The sequence below is a fragment of the Streptococcus sp. 1055 genome (genome assembly GCF_013276815.1).
Lineage (GTDB): Bacteria > Bacillota > Bacilli > Lactobacillales > Streptococcaceae > Streptococcus > Streptococcus pseudopneumoniae.
Window position 1 is genome coordinate 1 of record NZ_VMLT01000109.1, and the last position, 20,074, is coordinate 20,074.

Consider the following 20,074-nt stretch of genomic DNA (forward strand, 5'->3'; position numbering starts at 1 on the left):
ATTAAGTGATAAAGTCGGGGGTTTAGCACAAAACAAATCATTTCTCAGTTTTCAATAGCCGAGTGATTTAAAAAGACAAGCACCAAAACTGATGTTTGTCTTTATGATTTTCCTTGAAAAGGCTATTTCTAACTATTTAACATGTTTTTCTGCTTCTTTTTGGGCTTTTTCGATTGCTTTTTTGCTTTCTTGCTCCCATTTGGTCTTAGCTTCTTCAAACTGTTTGGTTGTCACCGTATCTTTTTGCAGTTTCATGTACTTGTAGTTATTGCCATCACCCTTGATACCAACCAATGAATAGCCTCTTGTAAATGGCGTTACTTTGGTTACAGATGCTGTGCCACCATTTGACATAGCTGACATAATCAGAGAATTGTCAATCATCCAAGCCTGTGCTTCAGCATATTTCTCATAGTGTTTGGCTACATCTTTATTTTCACGATCTGCATCTTTGAGCATCTTGGTGTAAGTATCAAGCCCCAAGCTAGCAATCTTAGCTTTATCTTCTTGAGCATCTAGTCCAAAAATCTTGAGATAGAAGCCATCCTCTGCATTGAAAGGATTGAGATAAGTTGATGGATCCTGATAATCACCCACCCAACCATCAAAGTTCAAATCATAGTCACGATCAGCTGCTGTTGGCGCTAAGAAGGCTACGTTATTAAAATCATCTGTTGAAAGTTGCTGAACGTCGATGACAATGTTATCAGCACCCAAAACTGACTCAAGGGTCTGCTTAACTGAGTTCATGCCTGTCACAGCATTTTTACTTGTCTGATCAACAGCCACATCCAAGTGAATAGGGAAAGTCACACCTTGACTTGCCAATTCTTTTTTAGCTTCCGCAAATTTTGCTTGAGCCTTTTCTTTGTTAAAATAGGCATCCTGAGCATCTGCTAAGTTTATACCTGCCCACTCTGTTCCATAGTTGACCAATTTAGAAGCAACTACTTCTCCAAAGGTCTTGTCTCCAACTTGGACAAATGTAGGAGGCACTAGGGTGTTCCGAAGGGTCTTGCTAGCTGCTTCTTCCCCATTTGACTGAGCAGAATAGGCTGTGCGGTCCAAGGCAAAGTTCACCGCTTGGCGGAAGTTCTTGTTCAAAACAGCTGTCTCAGTTGACTTCTTCTGCTCATCTGTCGTTTTAGCAGTGTGATTGTAGGCCTTACGGTTAACGTTGAAATTGAAATACCAAGAAGTCTTGTCCTGCAAGCTATAGACGATATTATCCTTATATTTCTCCTTGGTCTTAGCAAAGTTAGAACTATTTGGATAAACCCCAGCGATAGAATAAGCTCCACTTTCAAAGTTACGGATGGTCAATTCTTGGTCTGAACCATCAAAATCGGCCAATTTCACATGTTCAATTGATACTTTGTCATGATCATAGTAATGCGGATTTTTCACATACTCGATTGATGATTTTGATGTGAAATCTTTTAACAAATAAGGTCCACTGTAGAGAATACTATCTGGAGATAGGGTACCAAAATCTTTCCCTTTTGAGTTTAAAAACTCTTCGTTTACTGGGAAAAGAATACTGTTGGTTGTTTTTGAGTTCCAGTAAGGTTCTGGCCGTGACAAAGTATACTCAACAGTCTGGTCGTCAATGGCCTTCACCCCAACCTTAGAAAAGTCAGAATCCGCTCCTGTAATATAATCAGTCAAGCCCTTAATCGAGTTTTGAATCAAGTCAATGGCCTGTGATTTATTATCCACTGCGTACTTGATACCTGTCACAAAATCTTGTGCCTTAACTGGGGCGTACTCTTCACCGTCAGCCGTGAACCATTTGGCACTTTTCTCAATTTGTAAGTATAAGTCAGACCGCCGCTTGAAACAGACCAGTCCTCTGCTAAAGACGGAACTAGATTTCCGTAATTGTCATTTTCAAGCAAACCATCAACTAGGTTGGTAATGATGGCTGTATTATCAGCGTAGTAGTCTAACAAGTAGTTAAATGCAGTTGGATTTCCACTAAAGGTTGATGAGTAAGTTTTTGTATCTGAACCTGATTGTCCGCAAGCAGCTAAAAGCAAGGCAAATGCAAAAGTCAGGCCTGCACTAAGGACACGCTTTTTTGTAGTCATCTTCTTTCTCCTTTATGTTAGTTTTTATAACATATGTTTATTTTACCAAAATAGTGGGAATTTGTAAAGTTAATTGAATTTCGAGAATGAAAGTTTATAAACCTTGGTTATAAAAAAACAAAGGATTTCTGCCTTTCATACAGTACTCCCTTGTTTTTATGCGATTTCAATTTTAAATTTTTCTGTAAATAATGTTTATAGTAATTCCACACAGAAAGCATCCCATGGAGCTAAGATTTGTTTTTCAAAGACTTCTTGAGCTAGGGTGTTTTCAATCAAGACAGATTTAACTGTTCCTTCTACTGCCAAGTCTTGTTTTTCATTGGACAAGTTAGCCACAACTAGGAAACGATGGTCCCCATCTTTACGGATATAGGCAAAGACCTTATCAGCCGTATCAAGCAATTCAAAGTCAGCTCGAATCAGCCAGCTGTTTTCCTTACGGATTTGAACCAGTTTTTGATAAGTATAGAAAATAGAATCTGGATTTGCCAGCGCTTCTTGAACGTTGATTGCTTGATAGTTTGGATTCACTGCTAACCAAGGTTGACCTGTTGAGAAACCAGCGTTTTTGCTTTCGTCCCATTGCATTGGAGTACGGGCATTGTCACGTCCAATGACACGGATACTGTCCATGATTTCTTCCATCGGAACACCTTTTTCAAGAGCCTCACGCGCATAGTTAAGGGATTCAATATCTTCTACTTGGTCCAGCGTTTCAAACGGATAGTTGGTCATCCCAATCTCCTCACCTTGGTAGATATAAGGAGTTCCTCTCATGAGATGAAGCAAGATAGCAAAGGCTTTGGCAGATTTTTTGCGGTATTCTTGGTCATTTCCCCAGATTGAGACGATACGAGGGAGGTCATGATTATTCCAGAAGAGGGAATTCCAGCCATCCTCAACTCCTAATTCTGTCTGCCATTTGTTGAAAATCTCTTTTAATTTAGCAATATTCAGTTCTTTTTGATAGTGCCATTTAGGCTGACCTTCCTGATACTGAAGACCGATATGTTCAAACTGGAAGACCATAGACAATTCTTGCCCCTTTGGATCAGAGTAGAGCTTGGCAATCTCTGGCGTTGCTCCCCAAGTCTCCCCTACTGTTAAGAGATTCTTATCTCCAAAGGTAGCCTGATTCATCTCCTTGAGATAGGGATGGAGCATCGGACCATTATTGACTACTTTCTCGTCAGGAATTTTCCCAATCATGTCAATAACATCCATACGGAAACCGCCAATGCCTTTATCAATCCAGAAGTTCATCATCTCATAAATTTTCTGGCGAAGTTTTTCATTTTCCCAATTGAGATCAGGCTGTTTCTTACTGAAAAAGTGGAGATAGTATTGACCTGACTTTTCATCGTATTCCCAAGCAGATCCGCTAAAGATAGAATCTAGGTCGTTGGGTTCATCCCGCCAGACATAGTAGTCTCGCTCAGGGCTGTCAGGATTTTCACAGGCCTCGACAAACCATGCATGTTCATCTGAGGTATGATTGACCACCAAGTCCATGATGATACGAATATCACGCTTCTTAGCTTCCTCGATTAGTTGGTCCATATCCTCCATGGTTCCGAAAATAGCTGCAATCGCTTGATAATCAGCAATATCGTAGCCATTATCATCCATAGGGCTGTCATAAACGGGAGAAAGCCAAATCGCTGTAATCCCTAGCTTGGCTAGATAGTCTAACTTACTGGTAATTCCTGGCAAATCGCCAATTCCATCTCCGTTGCTGTCCATGAAACTCTTTGGATAAACTTGATAAACTACGGCATTGTGCCACCATTTTTCTTGCATCTTCTTACCTCATTATTTTAATAATCTATAGTCTATGATAGCGCTTTTCAGATTTTTATGCAAGCGTTCGCCTAATCTTTTTGATTCCTTTTTTAACTCCATAGTTTCCTAACTTCCAATTTTTTATTATAATAGAGGTCAGAGGTAAAAAAATGAAAAAACAAGCTTTTAATTCTGAACAATATTTGAATCTACAGCGCGACCACATTTTGGAGCGCATTAACCAATTTGACGGCAAGCTCTACTTGGAGTTTGGCGGCAAAATGTTAGAAGATTTCCACGCTGCTCGTGTCCTTCCTGGTTATGAGCCTGACAACAAAATCAAGCTCTTGCAAGAATTGAAAGAGCAGGTTGAGGTTGTGATTGCCATTAATGCGAGCAACATCGAACATTCTAAAGCACGTGGTGACTTGGGCATTTCTTATGACCAAGAAGTTCTCCGTTTGATTGACAAATTCAATGAATTAGGGATTTTCGTTGGCTCAGTGGTCATCACACAGTACGCTGGCCAACCTGCTGCAGATGCCTTCCGCAACCAACTTGAGAAAAACGGAATTGACTCTTATCTTCATTATCCAATCAAAGGATATCCGACGGATATGGATCACATCATTTCTCCAGAAGGTATGGGGAAAAATGACTACATCAAAACCAGTCGAAACTTGATTGTCGTAACCGCTCCTGGACCTGGTTCTGGAAAATTGGCAACCTGTATGTCCAATATGTACCACGACCAAATCAATGGTATCAAATCTGGCTACGCTAAATTTGAAACCTTCCCAGTTTGGAATCTTCCCCTTCATCACCCAGTCAACTTGGCCTACGAGGCTGCCACAGCTGACCTTGATGATGTCAACATGATTGACCCCTTCCATCTCCAAACCTACGGAGAAACCACTGTCAACTATAACCGTGATATCGAGATTTTCCCAGTGCTTAAGCGTATGCTTGAACGTATTCTTGGTAAATCTCCATACGCTTCTCCGACAGATATGGGTGTCAACATGGTTGGTTTCGCTATTACAGATAATGAGGCTGCTATCGAAGCTTCTAAACAAGAAATCATTCGTCGCTACTATCAGACTGTTCTTGATTTCAAAGCCGAAAAAGTTAGCCAAGCAGCTGTCAAGAAAATCGAGTTGCTTATGAACGACCTCGGTATCACACCTGCAGACCGTAAGGTTGCTGTCGTTGCCCGTCAAAAAGCAGAAGAAACTGGCGGACCAGCCCTAGCCCTTGAATTGCCAAATGGGGAAATCGTCACAGGTAAGAACTCAGAACTCTTTGGCCCTACAGCAGCTGCTCTTATCAACGCTATCAAGAAATCAGCTGACATCGCTAAAGAAGTAAAACTAATCGAACCTGAAGTTGTTAAGCCAATCCAAGGTCTTAAAATCGATCATCTCGGTAGCCGCAATCCACGCCTTCATTCAAATGAAATACTGATTGCACTTGCTATCACAGCTACAGAAAATCCTGATGCTGCTCGTGCTATGGAAGAACTTGGCAACCTCAAAGGAAGCGAAGCCCACTCAACCATCATCTTGACTGATGAAGACAAGAATGTCCTTCGTAAACTGGGTATCAATGTAACCTTTGACCCTTACTACCAATACGACCGCTTGTATCGTAAGTAACGATTTGAACCTCTCCACCCTCGGAGAGGTTTTCTCTCTGTCTCAGGAGCCAGCTTTATGTTATAATGAAGGAAGAAAACTGAAAGGATTTACCATGTCAAAAGAAGTTATTGTTGAAAGTTTTGAACTTGACCACACTATTGTTAAAGCACCCTATGTTCGCTTGATTGGGGAAGAAACAGGACCAAAGGGAGATGTCATCTCCAATTATGATATTCGCTTGGTACAGCCAAATGAAGACTCGATTCCTACTGCTGGCCTTCACACTATCGAGCACCTCTTGGCAAAACTCATCCGTACTCGCATTGACGGTATGATTGACTGCTCACCATTTGGTTGCCGCACTGGTTTCCACATGATTATGTGGGGGCGCCATACCAGCGCTGAAATTGCAGCAGTTATCAAGGATTCGCTCAAGGAAATCGCTGAGACTACTACTTGGGAAGATGTCCCTGGAACAACCATCGAATCTTGCGGTAACTACAAGGATCACAGCCTCTTTTCTGCTAAAGAATGGGCAAAACTCATCTTGGAACAAGGGATTTCAGATGATGCCTTTGAGCGTCATGTGATTTAAACGTAAAAAAGATGCTGGAAAAAAGGCTTTAAAACCAGAAAAACGCATAGTATCAAGTATTAAAAAACTTGTTATTATGCGTTTTATTGTGGGAAGATTTTCTAAATAGGAACTAAACAAATCTAAACCGCTTCATCTAATCCTCTTTTATGCCATTATTTTCAATCAAGGTTAATTTTGATTTAATCTGTTTTATAGTAGACAGCTTTTTCATCAGATGGATGTGTTTGAGTAATGATAATTCTAGTTTTACTTTTATCAGTTGGGTCTTCGATTGATACCATTTGATTATTTTCAAATCGTTTCATAGGTATACTTGTTCCAGGGGGATATATTCCCATTGCAGCTCCTATAGGTCCTGAGCTAACACTAAAACCTATGTGTCCATCGCTTCCCATGCCTGACTGAGCTATCTGTCCTCCTTTTATTAACCCGTTCTTATTAAACACTATTTCATGTCCTAATTCATTCCTCCAAGTGCCAGCTATACTTGAGTAGTCTCCGTGTAGAATAGCCTGTGTATCAATTTCTTGTGTTGTATTTTCTGTGTGATTTTCTTCTGTGGGAGTCGTGATAAGTGTGGCATCAGTAGCAACCCAGAATTGAAACTTTTCAGAGTCTTCCATAATTTTGACTGTGAAAGTAACGGTCGCTCCTTCTTGCCATCCCTCAATCATAGATTTCTTAATTTGTACTTGTACACCAGTCATAGGAGCATTACTAGCTTTTACCCAAATAGTATGGTATGTATCCAGAACTTTAAAGTATCCTACGTATGCTTCCCAAAACTTTTGGCGTGTTAGTTCTGCTGTGAAGCGGTATAGCTGACCAGTCTTTAATCTACCATCATTCTCCATGTCTAGAAGCTCTTCGGCTGTCGTATCTATTATACTATCTTCAGTTGAGCTAGAGCTTGTGGTAGATGTGCTGGATGAAGAACTGGATGATGTAGAGGAACTAGAAGTAGTAGATGGGATTTGTTGTGAAGAGTGGTTAACTACTGTTTCTATATTTTCATTTAGATGTCTAAAGAATAAAAAAGTCGCTCCTATAATGGTAAGAAGTAGAAGTGTAATTGAGGATATAAGAATCCAAAGCTTGTTGCTCTGTGGTAGAGGACAAACTACTACGTGATTCTGATTTTGATAGACTTCAACAATATCGTTTACTTTAGGATGAAAAGTTAACTCATTGATAGGAATATTTAGAGTATCATTTGTGTGGAGTCGAATGATAACATGTGTATCTGAAACGTGAATAATTTGGTTATGTCTTTTATTTTTCATGTAGTATTAGTTTTCGTACATATAGGCATCCATGAGAGAACCATGAGAGGTAGGGCTTTTGTGGTTTTAAAGACCGTTTCATAACTTTGTCTTCCTTTTACTAGTCCGTACAATGTTATATTGTCATCTTCGGCTATGACTTTCTTATTGTATTCATAAACTCTCCTATTTATCTCTTTCATACAAATAAGCAATCAGAAATGGTCGTAGTATTACAGAATTATCTGTTGTAGTCTGCAGAACTCCATAAGTTATTCCATACAACACTAATTTATCACCTTCTACTATGACTCTTGATAAGTAACCGTTCGGAATAAAAACAGCAATAGGTTCCCCATATCCTGAACCTAATTCATTTGAAACAATTTGTATTACAGTACCTTTATCCTCTGAATCTTTTACTTGTACAACTTCCCCACTAACTCGTATTTTCATATAGCGAGGTAATTCATCATGAATCCATTTATCATAGTCAAATGACGAGGTATATTTCTGCTTATCCATCCTTTCTTCATCGTCGATTGTTAATAAAGACTTAGGAACAAGTCCTGATATCGAAGATTTTGTAGAACTAGAGCTACTTTCTTGAGATGAAGAGCTAGAACTACTCTTAGATGAAGACGTAGAGGACTTAGAAGAACTAGAGGTATTCTGTGATGTAGTTATTTGATTCATTATAAAATATGCACTAACTGACAAAACAATAACTACAAGAGCTATTAAAATAGGTTTTATCTTACTTTTTCTAGATTTATGCTTTTTTACTGGGGTACTTTCCTTACTATCTTCAACCCTTATAACAATATCACCATAAACCTCTACATAATCCCCTATTGTAGGTTCAAAGTCACAAGATTTAATGGCAATTTCCTTTAAACTTCCATCTTCATAACCTATGTAAGCAGTATCTTCAATTATTTTAATAATTTTTCCTTTATTCATTATTTATATACTCCCCCATACAATGGCTCCTAACCACATTCCAAAAATCATAGCACCAGTTGCACAAATCATTATAACAGTTCCTTGTTCTTTATCACCTCTGCTTCTGATGAGATATCCTAAAACAATACCTATTACTCCAAAAATAAAAGGGAGAAATAGTAGAGAAGTTGCTGTGCAAATCCATCCCCATATTTTCAACGTTTTAGTATTATTTGGATTATTTGAATTTGTTGTAAGTTTCCTAGTAATGATGTAGTTTCCATCAGTACCAAAGACTTCCACCTCTTCTCCAACCTCTGGGAGGAAATCAAAGTATTTTCTTTCTATCTCTAGGAGACTACCATCAGCCTTACCTAGATATATCGTTTCAATATTGTCCTTAAGTATTTTGTATGTATTCATTATTTATTCCTTTCTTATAAATGATTCAACCACTTCAACAATAGCTTGACTTGCTTTCGGTAATATGTCGTATACTGTACCATTTGTGAAGTAAGTGAGATTGGGGATTGTTTTGAATCCTACAGTTGTTTTGAAGTTATTCCAACTAGTCTTATCTATATGCTCACTATCCAAGTAATACACAGTTATCTCAGTTTTATCTACTGCTTCCGCAAGCTTTGGAGCAAATTCTTGACAGTATGGACAACTTTCTCTCCCTGTGTATAGATAAAAGCTTTCTTGATGTTGTATTTTCTGTTCTACAGCCTCTAAACTTATCTTTTGGAGTCTGTTTATAGCTATCTGGTAGTCTGTCTGTGGCAGAGTGGTTAAGTATGCTGTGAATGTGACGATTATAATAAGTAGTAGTGACAGTAGAATAAGAACCTTTTTACTATTCATCACATCCGTATCCGTCTTTGTCTCTATCTAGCCATGGACCATATTGTGGGGCACTAGCAGGTATGTTTACACGTCCTGCTTTTCGTGCTTCCTTACAGTTTTTGAACGGTCTTAAATTTGATTGTGGAGCAGGTGTAGACGATTGTGTAGGAGTAGTTGTAGTGTGAGATGAAGCTTGTTCTTGCTCTTTTGCTCGTGAAGATGCTTTCCTTTCTTCCTCTTTTGATTTGGAGGCTTCAATACTTGCTTTTTCCTCTTCTTGTGCTTTTTCTGTTTTTCTCACTTCACTGATTACTAAAGATCCTTTACCGATTGAATCATATTTTTCTATAGATACTGTATTTCCTGTATAGACCATAAGTTCATTCATTTTCACAGCTAGTGATTCAGGTGTACGGATAAGAAGCTTCTTACCTGTTATGTTGTACTCACGGTATTCATCTTTTTCTTCAATTCCAATTACCTCAGCTTCAACTTCGTAGAGTTTATCTGTGTTAGAGAGTTTGTGTGCTACCTCTCTCAGTGCTTTGGCTCGCAGTATGATTTTAATTTGTGGTGTATTCAGATAAGCATCTACAGCTATATGTCCAGTTGGAGACCATTTCTCTATTTTAGAGCTAGTTTCACTACTAGATGATGAAGTAGAGGAAGAAGAACTAGACTGTTTAACTTGTGAAGATTGTTTGACAGAATCATTAGCCTTAGTTTGAATTTGTGAGTGTTTAGTGCTACCGCTAGTTAATAGTGTGAAGAACAAAATGAGGATAAGCAATAGTACAATACTACCTATAATCTTTTGTTCTTTGCTCAATTCCTTAAGCTTTTTAAGCATATATAACCTCCTGATGTTTAACTTTATTTAATGAAATAAAAGAAATATTTCCTAATAGTTATAATTATATCACATAAACTTTAACAATAGAATATGTTTTTAACAAATATTAAATTATAGAGAATGTAAACCTGATTGTTTAATCTATAAGATAGATAGTAGATTTAACATAGAGGGTGAAGGAATGGATGATATATTAGAAAATATAAGTAATCAGATACGAGACTTACGAGTTTCAAAGAAGATTACACAGCAAGAATTAGCAGAAAGAACAAATCTAAGCGTTCCTTATATCAGTCAGATAGAGAATAATCACAGAAATATCTCTTTGGAAACTTTTGTGAAGATTGTTGATGCTTTAGAAGTTTCATTGAGTGATTTTTTCTTACCTTATTCTGTGCCACAAGATACAGAAATGATGGAACTGTTATTGAAGATTCAGAAACACCCACAGCATAGGATGATTGTTCATAAGGTAATGGAAATACTTGAATTAAGCCAAGATAGCTAGTGATAAATTAAAAAGAACCTAAAGTGTAATTTATACTAAATCTATCTAATCGTAGACGGTTACGTTATTTAGATAAGGAATGAGAATTATTTTTCTTTATTGAAGAAGTCGATTAAAAAATAAAAAGAAAAAAGAAAGCACTGAATCTGAGTATCCAGTGCTTATCTATTACCTTAAAAAACGTGTTACTAAATCCATTCTCCATTAGCATTTACAGTATAACCGTCAACTGTTGTGCTAACTGCTAATACTCCTGTGCTATAAGAGTAGTACCATTTAGTGTTAACTTGATACCAACCTGTCTTCATAGACCCTGAGTCAGTGAGGTAATACCAAGTTCCGCTTTGGCTAATCCATCCAGTCTGCATAGAGCCTGAGTTGTTTAGGTAGTACCATGTACCAGATTGATTAATCCAACCTGTTTGCATAGCTCCTGAGCCATTGAGATAATACCAAGTTCCATTGACTTTTTGCCACCCAGTTTTCATAGAGCCTGAATCAGTAAGATAGTACCAAGAGCCTCCTTGGTTTAACCAACCTGTCTTCATTTCTCCATCTTGTGCTAGGTAATACCATGCACCGTTTACTTGAACCCATCCAGATTGCTTGTTGTTTGATTGATTATAGTAGAACCATTTACCATTTTCTTGTACCCAACCTTGTTTCTGTGTAGTAGGTTTTGCTTCTACTTTCTTTTCGTTAGATTCTGTTTTCTGTGTGTCAGCTTTCTTTTCACTAGCTTCAGTCTCTTGTTTTTTCAATGGTTCTTCAGATTTTTTAGCAGGAACTTCTTCAACTTTAACTGTAGTATAACTCTTAGGTTTCTTCATTCCCTCTTTAATTTTTTCAAGCGAGTCATATCCTCTACGCTTATTGATTTCTGCAACATAGTCAGCATATCTCTGATCTCCAGCTTCAAAATTCAATTTAGTAATGTTGCTAACCATTGTTGTTCCTTCCAAGGTTGTAGCAGGGTCTGCAACTTTACCTGTTGCAGGATCATACCAAGCAAGCTCTCCTGCTTCTCCCCAGTAGAATACTCCTAAATCATTTCTGAGAACATCCCCCACATATTTTAAATGTTTATCATTTACATATCTTGGGTTTACAATTAGTTTGTCTCTATACTCAGCTTCTTTTTGTTTTTTTTCTTCTGACCAGTTTCTTCTTTCTTCTTTAAGTTTTTCTATGTATGCTTTATTTTTTTTTGCTTTTTCCTCTTTTTCTTTATCAAACTCTTTTTTGATTTTATCAAAACTATCATACCCTCTAAGTCTGTTCGTTTCAGCAACATATACAATACTGTCTAAAGATGCATTAAAAGGTACAGAATAACGACGTATTTTTTCATATTCAGCTACGTTGAAAGGGTCTAAAATAAACTCTTCTTCGTTATAGGGATAATACCAAGCAAGCTCTCCATTTTTACCCCAGTAAAATACGCCATTTATTTGAGAAATTTTTTTCTTTTTAAAATCTTCATCATAAGAGTCCTTTTGATACTTTGTAAGACCATTTATTAGTTTACTAATTCTTTCAGTCTCGCTTTTATTAATTACATGTTCTGCTGACACAGACTCTACACCAGCAAAGACTATAAATAGTGCTATAAAAGCTGTAATCATTTTGTTTTTCTTTTTCACTTTAAATACTCCTTTATTTCATAATTCACTTTAAGCAATAAGAAAGTTAATTAGACTCAATTACTTAAATATAAATCGTAGATAATTGTAACATAAACCAAGTAATATCACCTATATTTTCATAAAAAGCCTCCTGTTTATATTTATGTTTAAAACATTGTTAAACACTACCTTAATTATACCACAACAAATATACTTTAGTTAATTTTTTAAAGTTATTTTTAACTAAAGTAAATAAAAATATATCCCCTTAACCTATAAGATAAATAGCGAGACTTATCACAGAGGTTAAAGCTATGGGAGTTATTCTACATTCTGTGCCACAAGATACAGAAATGATGGAACTGTTATTGAAGATTCAGAAACACTCACAACATAAGATGATTATTCATAAGGTGATGGAAATACTCGAATTAAGCCAAGATAGATAAGAGTAAATAAAAAAACGAATAAACTAGTTTTCTGAAAATCAGAATTCTGTTTTATTCGCTTTTTTGTTTTATCTATTTATTCTCAGAATTCATAACAAAGAATTCCAAATACTCTTCTAAATTCAAATATCAATCTACATAGACAATATCTCACCTCAGATTTGTTACTGGATTTATCAATATTATCGAAAATTGAAATTTCTATAATGGAGTCACTCTCTAGTTCTTATTTTGTTTTTATTGAGTATAAAATCCAAAATCTTTTATCCAGTCTCTTCTCTTTATTCTCAAAATTTTCTCTTAGGCTTTTTCACGAATGAACAAAATACCATCTTCCATGTCAGCTTCTAGGTGTTTAGCATCAAGGTTATCCAAGTGGAAGTCTGTGACTTTGTCACGGATTTGTTGTTCAACCACACGACGGAGTGGACGAACACCCATGACTTCATCGTAGCCTTCCTCAGTCATGTATTCTTTAGCAGCTTCGCTCACTGCCAAATCGATCTCTTTCTTAGAAAGCGTCTTGTTAACTTCAACCAACATAAGGTCTACAATCTTAGAAAGATCTTCTTTGCTCAAGTGTGAGAATTCGATGACAGCATTGAAACGGTTAAGGAATTCTGGACGGAAGTAAGGTTTCAAACGATCCATCAATTCTGGTTTATCAGCATCTTCTGTCAAGTTAGCTTCGTAACCAAAGCCTGCGTTTGAAGTTGCGATAATCACCGTATTCTTGAAGTTGACAGTGTTACCTTGACCATCTGTCAAACGACCATCATCCAAAACTTGAAGGAAAAGGGTGATGACTTGAGGGTCAGCCTTTTCAATTTCGTCGAGAAGGACGATTGAGTATGGATTGCGACGGACGCGTTCTGTCAAGGTATTGTTGTTGTCATCGTAACCAACATAACCTGCAGTTGTACCAATCAATTTAGATACGGCTGTGCGGTCGCTATATTCTGACATGTCCAAACGGATGATAGCATCTTTCGTTCCGAACATATCTAGAGCCAATTGTTTAGCCAACTCAGTCTTACCAACACCAGTAGGACCTACAAAGAGGAAGCTACCGATTGGACGGTTACCTTCATCAAAACCAGCACGGTTACGACGGATAGCACGAGCTACCGCTTCTACCGCCTTGTCTTGGCCAATTACCTTATCTTGCAGACGATGAGCCATATCTTTCAAACGTTCAATGTCTGACGCTCCCATTTGAGACACTGGAATACCGGTCATTCGTTCTACAGATTCAGCCACATCGTTGACACTTGCAGTCACTTTCATATCTTCTGTGTGGTTTTCGATTTTCTTTTCCAATTCTGCGATGCGTGTTTTATAGTTTAGAGCTGCTTCAAAATCTTCTGCCTCAACTGCTTTTTCTTGCTTGTCTTTTTCCGCTTCAATTTCACGTTCAACAGCATGCACATCTGTTACAGGATGTTGGGCTGCCAAGTGAGCTGCCGTAACATCGACAAGGTCAATAGCCTTATCTGGCAAGCTACGTTGAGGAATATACTGAACAGAATAATCCACTGCTGCTTTCAAGACTTCATCTGGCAAGATGACATTGTGGTGTTGTTGATAGAGATCACGAATTCCTTGAAGGATTTTATATGTATCCTCTGCTGAAGGAGCATTGACCTTGACTTCGTTGAAACGACGAGCAAGAGCTGCATTCTTCAAGATGGTGTTACGGTATTCATCTTGAGTCGTTGCCCCAATCACTGTCAATTCTCCACGAGAGAGAGCTGGCTTGAGAATATCCGCAAGCCCTTTAGAACCACTGTCTCCACCAGTGCTACCAGCACCGAGAATTTGATGAATTTCATCAAAGAAGAGAATGATATTTCCCGCTTCTTTTACTTCATTGACTAAGTTTTGAACGTTTTCTTCAAAGCTACCACGGTATTGAGTACCAGCCTCAAGACCTGAGATATCAATAGAAATAATTTCCTTGTTCTTGATAGCAGCAGGAACATCTCCGTTCACAATGGCTTGCGCTAGACCTTCGACAACTGCTGTCTTACCAACACCTGCATCTCCGACCAAAACAGGATTGTTCTTGGTGCGGCGTGAGAGGATTTCAGATGTTTCTTGAATTTCCTTGTTTCGTCCGATAACAGGATCCAACTTGCCCTCACGCGCTTCTGCTGTCAAGTTTCGACCTAGTTTTGCAAGGACACCGTCTTGTTTCATACCTGATGCCTGTTGTGACATTTGCACATCAGTTTCTGCATTTCCTGGTAATTGACCAGTCGTACGATAGTGAGCAAATTCCTCAGGTGTGACTTCGCGCCCATTAATTAAGTAACGGCGATTTTCAGAACTGTATCCTCGCATACCACCCATCAATTGGTTAAATAAATCATCCATGTTATTAAAATTATTAAAGTTGTTATTCATATTCTTTACCTCTTTTTGTTTACAAAGTTATGATTACTGATATTGACTATCTTTGACCATTGTTTTAAAAAATTTAGACTAGCTAGATCGCTACCCTACGTACTATTTCTGGTTTTTCTTTTTCAAGCAGGAGTAGACTATCTTTACTTCTGAAGATTTCTAGATGAAACATAGACCCACCTCTTTCTATTTTACTTTAAATAAGTGTTCTAGTAAGGCTTTCATTTACCTTACGTTCATAATATACTACATTGGTCAGAAAAGGTCAAGAGTTTTGACTTTAATTGACCAATATTTTTTAAAAAGCAAAAACACCCTGAAACATCAGGGTGCTATTCTTATACCAAATACAAAATTGCTAGGGTCAAAAGACTTGCTAGAAGTCCCACTCCCCAAAAGAAGAAGTCAACCTTCCACTCGCTCCAAGGATTTCCTTTACCAGACAATCCCCCAAGCTCAAAATGGTGATGTACAGGCGTCATACGGAAAATACGTTTACCACCTGTCAGTTTGAAATAACTGACTTGCATCATAACAGAAGTTGTTTCAAAAACATACACAATTCCGATAATCAAGAGAGTCCATTCTTGGTGGAGAGCCATAGAGATAGCTGCCAGCATCCCACCTAGGGCCAAACTTCCCACATCACCCATAAAGACCTTGGCAGGCTTATGGTTAAAGATGAAGAAACCGAGCAAACCACCAATCATGGCAAGAATCACTAGAAGAATATCCATCTGACCTTGCACATAGGCAATAACTCCATATGCAGACAAACTAATCACAACGGAAATACTAGCTAGACCGTCAATACCGTCTGTCAAGTTGACTGCATTTGAAAAACCGACTAGCCAGAAAAGAGCGAAGAAAATATAGAAAAATCCCAAATGAACTGGATAACCAAAGACAGACAGGATATCGCCACCGCGCTCATAGAAAAGATAGAAGATAACTCCACCTAGAAGCTGAAGAGCTAATTTTTGCTTAGGATTAAGCCCCTCATTGATTTTACGAAAGACCTTGAGAAAGTCATCTAAAAATCCGACCAAGCCATACAAGACCAAGATGAACAAAATCATTCCCACATTATTGCTGAATTGGCTACTAAATAGGGCGAAAAAGAAAGCAACCAAAACAGAAGTAATCAAGAAAACCAAACCTCCCATTGTAGGAGTCCCAGCTTTTGCCTGATGCTGTTTGACATCCTCATGCATCTGCTGGCCTGTAATTTGCGCCTTTCTATAAAATTGGATAAAGGCCGGAATTCCTACTAAAGTTAGTAAAAATGTCACAATTCCAGCACTGATGGAAATAAACATATTAGTCTCCTAAAGTTAATGTAATTTTTTTAATGTCCTTGATAGCTGTGTTAGCACGAACATCTTGCTTCTGCACAGTAGAGCCCGAACCTTGAAATTCAAGTTCTATATTGAGCCACTTAGCAAGGGTCTCAGCAGTCTCCTTTGTCCAACCATACATATCTGGAACCTCCTCTGCTTTATCAGATAAGATTAGGACTTGCTGATTTGGGGCAAGATTCTTCCCTTCTTCAGCAGAACTGTTTTTAATCTTCGTTCCTGTTCCCACAACAATAGGTTGTACAAGATTGCGACGCAATTCTTCTGCTAAATCACCAGGTGAAATATCCTTGACACTAGGCATATGATAAGGACTTTGTTGACTTACTTGCTCCAAAGCTTTAGCTGTTGTTTGAAAATTGAGAGAGTCTTTCATAGCTGAAGCCCGCTCCAAGATAGGATTGGCAAATTCTCCCAACTGGATACCTGAATAATGTTCAGGTTGTTGGACCGTCACATACAAGATAAAATCAGGATTTTCAGCCGGATTCATCGATACAGCCGAGAAAATATAGTTGGTTAACCCAACTAGATAACCACCATTTTTCTCGTCAGCAATCTGAGCCGTACCAGACTTGAGGGCTACATTTTGCCCAGGAACAGTTACAGTTGGCTTGCCTGTGCTGTGGTTATACATGGTTCCATAAACCGCATCCGTCCCTACCAAAACCATGTTAGTACGAGTTAGACTAGCTGCATCTTTAGAAACAGGATTTCCCACAATTTCTTTTTGAGATTTCCGAGCAGTTTGATCATTTGGATCATAAATGGCACTAATAAATTTAGGTTCCAGCATGACACCGTCATTAGCAATAGCTGTAAAGGCACGAATCATTTGCGTCTGGGTCACTGAAATCCCTTGTCCAAATGAGCTTTGCGCAATGTTGACAATATTATCCGCAGGAAGCTGACCAGCATACTCATCCGTCAAACCGAAACGGGTCGGAACACCAAATTTAAAACGATTAAGATAATCAAGCCAGGTAGCATCTCCCATCTTTTGCTCAAGGAGGGTCATCCCAACGTTACTTGAGTGTGCAAAACCTTGAGAAAAAGTCATCATTCTGCCACCAGTCAATCCTTCATTAACGTCCCAATCTCGAATCGTGGCATCTGCAATTTTTAACTCACTACTATTAAAGACTTCTCCTCCTGGAAAGGTATTATTATCAATAGCAGCAGCCAACATCATCACTTTCATAGTGGAACCTGGCTCATAGTTACTTTGATAAAGAATATCACGCCAGACAAAGTCCTTAGTGATTCCTTCCTTAGTATCGGCATCAAAGGTTGGTCGTTGCGTTGTTGCCAGAATTTCCCCTGTTTTAGCACTGACCAAAGTCGCTGTCATGTACTTTCCTTTTACCTTCTCTTGAAAAGCATCCATCTGGGTTTCCATAAAGGACTGGAGAGGGCTGGAAATGGTTGTATAAACATCCTTGCCATCTACCGTTTGTTGGGAAACTTGTTCTGTTCCAGGTACAATATTACCCAGACGATCCTTTTCATAGGTAATAATGCCGTCTGTCCCTGCAAGAATACTGTTCAAGGAACTCTCCATTCCAGAGGTTCCCAGCAAGCTCTTGCTTCCATCTTCATTTTCATGTAGCTGAGCTAATCCGATAAAACTAGAAGCAAATTGTCCGTTTGGGTAACTACGATTGGGACTGGTTGTAAAATCAATCCCCTTGACCTCTGCAGTTTCCAACTCTTTTTTGATAGTCATCATATTGGCATAGGTAATCCCATTTCCCTTTGCTCCAAAAGAAACTTGCTTGAGATTAGGTTGCGAGAGTTGCTCTCTTACATAAGATTCTTCCATGTCCAGATACTTATGAAAGACCTCTGCAACCTTGTTAAATTGTGTTTTTTCTACGTAAAGAATCTTACCCGTTGCTGACTTATAGTTCTCATCAATAACCGCATAGACATTATAAGATGTCGCATCCTCAGCAATAGGGACTCCATTTCGGTCATAAATAGTCCCACGTTTGGCAGGAACTGTACGGGTGGTTTGATGAACCTTCTTAGCTTCCCTCGCTAAATCTGTTCCAAAGCGAGTGCCCGTCCCAATAATGACCGCAAAATTGACTAAAAAAACGGCAAAAACAAAGACAGATAATAAACTCAGACTTTTTCCAACTCTGCGTCTGTTTTCAGCCGGCGATTTCCGATTTTTGGTCGCATAACGGATTACTTTTTTTGTCCACTTCATATCTTACTCCGCTATTCGAATATTTTCATTGTTTAATTGCAAATCGTGTGAATTGGCAATTTCTTTCAAACGTTCTGCACGTAATAGTTCATTGACCTCTTGCTTGGCATCGTCCAATTCGGTCTTCTTTTCCTCTATCTGCGCATTGATTTTTGTCAAATCATTCTGCACTTGCAAGAGCTTGGTCTGCATAAAAATAATACTAATGGCTACAATAAGAGTGGTTACAGCAATGGAAAAGTAAAAAGCTTTTTCCACACGCGAAAACCGTTTAAGTTGCATCTGTAGTATTTGACCTGTTTTTTCCATTCTTTCTGCCATCTTTTTTCCTCTTACTTGTGAATTTTTCTGGCCACGCGCAACTTGGCTGAGTGCGAGCGGTTATTGGCTTCTAATTCTTCTGCACTTGGCAAGATTGGCTTACGGGATACCAATTCCATCTTGGGCTTGAGATCATCTGGGATGAAAGGCAAGCCTTTGGGAACTTCAACTGTTGAAGCTTCCTTAAACAACTGCTTGGTCAAGCGATCTTCTAGCGAATGGAAGGTAATCACTGAGATTCTACCATCCAGAGCCAACATATCCATAGCCTGCTGGATGGACTCATCTGCCGCCCCCAGCTCATCGTTAACTTCAATTCGAATAGCTTGGAAAATCTGCTTGGCAGGGTGACCCTTCTTCTTGAGTTCCTTGGCAGGCTTGGCCGACTTGATAATTTCTGCCAATTCAGTCGTAGTCTCGATAGGTTTCAGATCACGCGCTTGTTCAATCTTGCGGGCAATCTGTTTAGAGAATTTGTCCTCTCCATACTTGAAGAAAATACGAACCAAGTCATGATAGTCATAGTGATTCACCACTTCATAGGCTGTCAGACTAGCTTCCTGATTCATCCGCATGTCCAGTGGCGCATCCTTTTTATAAGAAAAACCACGCTCACGCTGGTCCAATTGAGGACTAGACACTCCCAAGTCATAACAAATTCCATCAATTTCTTGAACACCAGCTTCACGAAAACGTGCCTGTAAATGACGGAAGTTATCCTTGATAAAGGTCACCATTCCCTTCTCAATGTAGGGTGCCAAGCGTTTTTGCGCATTGTCAATGGCATTCTGATCCTGGTCAAAGGCATAGAGATGGCCTTTTTCACTTAATTTACTTAATAAATACTCGCTATGGCCTGCTCCACCCAAAGTCGCATCAACGTAGATACCGTCGGGCTTTACGTCAAGCATATCAATCGTTTCGTGGAGTAAGACCGTTACATGATGAAATTCTTTTGTCATATCTTATCTATTTTACCACAAATCCGACCAGCTTGCACTAGTCAGACAAATCAGACAAGGAGGCCAAATTTCAAGTTCAAGTTAGCCATGAAGAAGTCTTCTCTGGGTGATTTGTAGTTCAAGCATTTTTTAGGATAGTTATTAATCCAATTTTCGATGAATGCGACTTCTTTGGGAGTCGTTCTCCGAATGAGGCTGTTGTGATTCTCATTAG

Annotated in this window: 15 protein-coding genes and 2 pseudogenes; 3 read left to right on the top strand and 14 right to left on the bottom strand. The window is 38.6% G+C overall.

Features of this window, described 5'->3' with window-relative positions; all coding sequences use genetic code 11:
* Positions 1-132: 132 nt before the first annotated feature.
* Positions 133-2,090, bottom strand: a pseudogene (locus HT699_RS09130) (peptide ABC transporter substrate-binding protein).
* A 195-nt stretch (positions 2,091-2,285) separates the two neighbouring features.
* A complete protein-coding gene (locus HT699_RS09135) occupies positions 2,286-3,893 on the bottom strand; it encodes an alpha-glucosidase (RefSeq protein WP_172926407.1) in 1,608 nt (535 codons plus the stop codon).
* 152 nt (positions 3,894-4,045) lie between these two features.
* Between HT699_RS09135 and HT699_RS09140 the strand changes: the two genes are divergently transcribed.
* Together HT699_RS09140 and HT699_RS09145 are read left to right on the top strand one after the other, a co-directional pair.
* Positions 4,046-5,530, top strand: a complete 1,485-nt coding sequence (locus HT699_RS09140) for a DUF1846 domain-containing protein (RefSeq protein ID WP_172934296.1) — start codon at positions 4,046-4,048, stop codon at positions 5,528-5,530.
* A gap of 94 nt (positions 5,531-5,624) precedes the next feature.
* Positions 5,625-6,107: an S-ribosylhomocysteine lyase gene (locus HT699_RS09145; protein WP_000032562.1), complete on the top strand. Its 483-nt coding sequence runs from the start codon at positions 5,625-5,627 to the stop codon at positions 6,105-6,107.
* Between the two features lie 182 nt (positions 6,108-6,289).
* Here the strand turns inward: HT699_RS09145 and HT699_RS09150 are convergent, their stop codons facing one another.
* The 5 genes from HT699_RS09150 to HT699_RS09170 all read right to left on the bottom strand — a co-directional run bounded on the left by HT699_RS09150 (position 6,290) and on the right by HT699_RS09170 (position 10,013).
* On the bottom strand, positions 6,290-7,393 hold the full coding sequence (locus HT699_RS09150) for a DUF6287 domain-containing protein (protein ID WP_172934297.1): 1,104 nt from the start codon (positions 7,391-7,393) through the stop codon (positions 6,290-6,292).
* Positions 7,394-7,558: 165 nt separating this feature from the next.
* Positions 7,559-8,335 (bottom strand): hypothetical protein, encoded by a 777-nt coding sequence (locus HT699_RS09155; protein WP_050269441.1) that lies wholly within the window; start codon positions 8,333-8,335, stop codon positions 7,559-7,561.
* A gap of 3 nt (positions 8,336-8,338) precedes the next feature.
* A complete protein-coding gene (locus HT699_RS11575; protein ID WP_050269440.1) occupies positions 8,339-8,740 on the bottom strand; it encodes a hypothetical protein in 402 nt (133 codons plus the stop codon).
* Positions 8,741-8,743: 3 nt separating this feature from the next.
* Entirely contained in the window at positions 8,744-9,181 is a 438-nt protein-coding gene (locus HT699_RS09165) for a thiol-disulfide isomerase (protein WP_172934298.1), read from the bottom strand.
* The gene (locus HT699_RS09170) at positions 9,174-10,013 is read right to left on the bottom strand and encodes an excalibur calcium-binding domain-containing protein (protein ID WP_172934299.1); all 840 of its coding nucleotides are present in this window, start codon (positions 10,011-10,013) and stop codon (positions 9,174-9,176) included. Before HT699_RS09170 ends, HT699_RS09165 begins: the two co-directional genes overlap by 8 nt.
* A 184-nt stretch (positions 10,014-10,197) precedes the next feature.
* Between HT699_RS09170 and HT699_RS09175 the strand changes: the two genes are divergently transcribed.
* On the top strand, positions 10,198-10,524 hold the full coding sequence (locus tag HT699_RS09175) for a helix-turn-helix transcriptional regulator (RefSeq protein ID WP_016399098.1): 327 nt from the start codon (positions 10,198-10,200) through the stop codon (positions 10,522-10,524).
* A 188-nt stretch (positions 10,525-10,712) separates the two neighbouring features.
* On the opposite strand, the gene HT699_RS12060 is transcribed toward HT699_RS09175, so the two are convergent.
* The 7 genes and pseudogenes from HT699_RS12060 to HT699_RS09210 form a co-directional block, all read right to left on the bottom strand.
* A complete protein-coding gene (locus HT699_RS12060) occupies positions 10,713-12,167 on the bottom strand; it encodes a hypothetical protein (protein WP_345789797.1) in 1,455 nt (484 codons plus the stop codon).
* 731 nt (positions 12,168-12,898) lie between these two features.
* Positions 12,899-15,004 carry an ATP-dependent Clp protease ATP-binding subunit gene (locus HT699_RS09185; RefSeq protein WP_172934300.1) on the bottom strand — a complete coding sequence of 702 codons (2,106 nt, stop codon included), beginning with the start codon at positions 15,002-15,004 and terminating at the stop codon, positions 12,899-12,901.
* A 338-nt stretch (positions 15,005-15,342) separates the two neighbouring features.
* Positions 15,343-16,323, bottom strand: coding sequence for a phospho-N-acetylmuramoyl-pentapeptide-transferase (mraY, locus tag HT699_RS09190; protein WP_050208669.1), 981 nt, complete (start codon positions 16,321-16,323; stop codon positions 15,343-15,345).
* 1 nt (position 16,324) lies between these two features.
* Complete coding sequence (pbp2X, locus tag HT699_RS09195; RefSeq protein WP_172934301.1) at positions 16,325-18,577, bottom strand: penicillin-binding protein 2X; 2,253 nt, start codon at positions 18,575-18,577, stop codon at positions 16,325-16,327.
* A 3-nt stretch (positions 18,578-18,580) separates the two neighbouring features.
* A complete protein-coding gene (gene ftsL / locus HT699_RS09200) occupies positions 18,581-18,898 on the bottom strand; it encodes a cell division protein FtsL (RefSeq protein WP_000840840.1) in 318 nt (105 codons plus the stop codon).
* 11 nt (positions 18,899-18,909) lie between these two features.
* Positions 18,910-19,860 carry a 16S rRNA (cytosine(1402)-N(4))-methyltransferase RsmH gene (gene rsmH, locus HT699_RS09205; RefSeq protein ID WP_138704394.1) on the bottom strand — a complete coding sequence of 317 codons (951 nt, stop codon included), beginning with the start codon at positions 19,858-19,860 and terminating at the stop codon, positions 18,910-18,912.
* A 50-nt stretch (positions 19,861-19,910) separates the two neighbouring features.
* A pseudogene (locus HT699_RS09210) lies at positions 19,911-20,074 on the bottom strand (IS30 family transposase); the annotation flags it as partial.

Coding starts and splice junctions, on each gene's coding strand:
- HT699_RS09135 (WP_172926407.1), bottom strand. CDS start 3,893: ATGCAAGAAAAATGGTGGCACAATGCCGTAGTTTATCAAGTTTATCCA.
- HT699_RS09140 (WP_172934296.1), top strand. CDS start 4,046: ATGAAAAAACAAGCTTTTAATTCTGAACAATATTTGAATCTACAGCGC.
- HT699_RS09145 (WP_000032562.1), top strand. CDS start 5,625: ATGTCAAAAGAAGTTATTGTTGAAAGTTTTGAACTTGACCACACTATT.
- HT699_RS09150 (WP_172934297.1), bottom strand. CDS start 7,393: ATGAAAAATAAAAGACATAACCAAATTATTCACGTTTCAGATACACAT.
- HT699_RS09155 (WP_050269441.1), bottom strand. CDS start 8,335: ATGAATAAAGGAAAAATTATTAAAATAATTGAAGATACTGCTTACATA.
- HT699_RS11575 (WP_050269440.1), bottom strand. CDS start 8,740: ATGAATACATACAAAATACTTAAGGACAATATTGAAACGATATATCTA.
- HT699_RS09165 (WP_172934298.1), bottom strand. CDS start 9,181: ATGAATAGTAAAAAGGTTCTTATTCTACTGTCACTACTACTTATTATA.
- HT699_RS09170 (WP_172934299.1), bottom strand. CDS start 10,013: ATGCTTAAAAAGCTTAAGGAATTGAGCAAAGAACAAAAGATTATAGGT.
- HT699_RS09175 (WP_016399098.1), top strand. CDS start 10,198: ATGGATGATATATTAGAAAATATAAGTAATCAGATACGAGACTTACGA.
- HT699_RS09185 (WP_172934300.1), bottom strand. CDS start 15,004: ATGAATAACAACTTTAATAATTTTAATAACATGGATGATTTATTTAAC.
- mraY (WP_050208669.1), bottom strand. CDS start 16,323: ATGTTTATTTCCATCAGTGCTGGAATTGTGACATTTTTACTAACTTTA.
- pbp2X (WP_172934301.1), bottom strand. CDS start 18,577: ATGAAGTGGACAAAAAAAGTAATCCGTTATGCGACCAAAAATCGGAAA.
- ftsL (WP_000840840.1), bottom strand. CDS start 18,898: ATGGCAGAAAGAATGGAAAAAACAGGTCAAATACTACAGATGCAACTT.
- rsmH (WP_138704394.1), bottom strand. CDS start 19,860: ATGACAAAAGAATTTCATCATGTAACGGTCTTACTCCACGAAACGATT.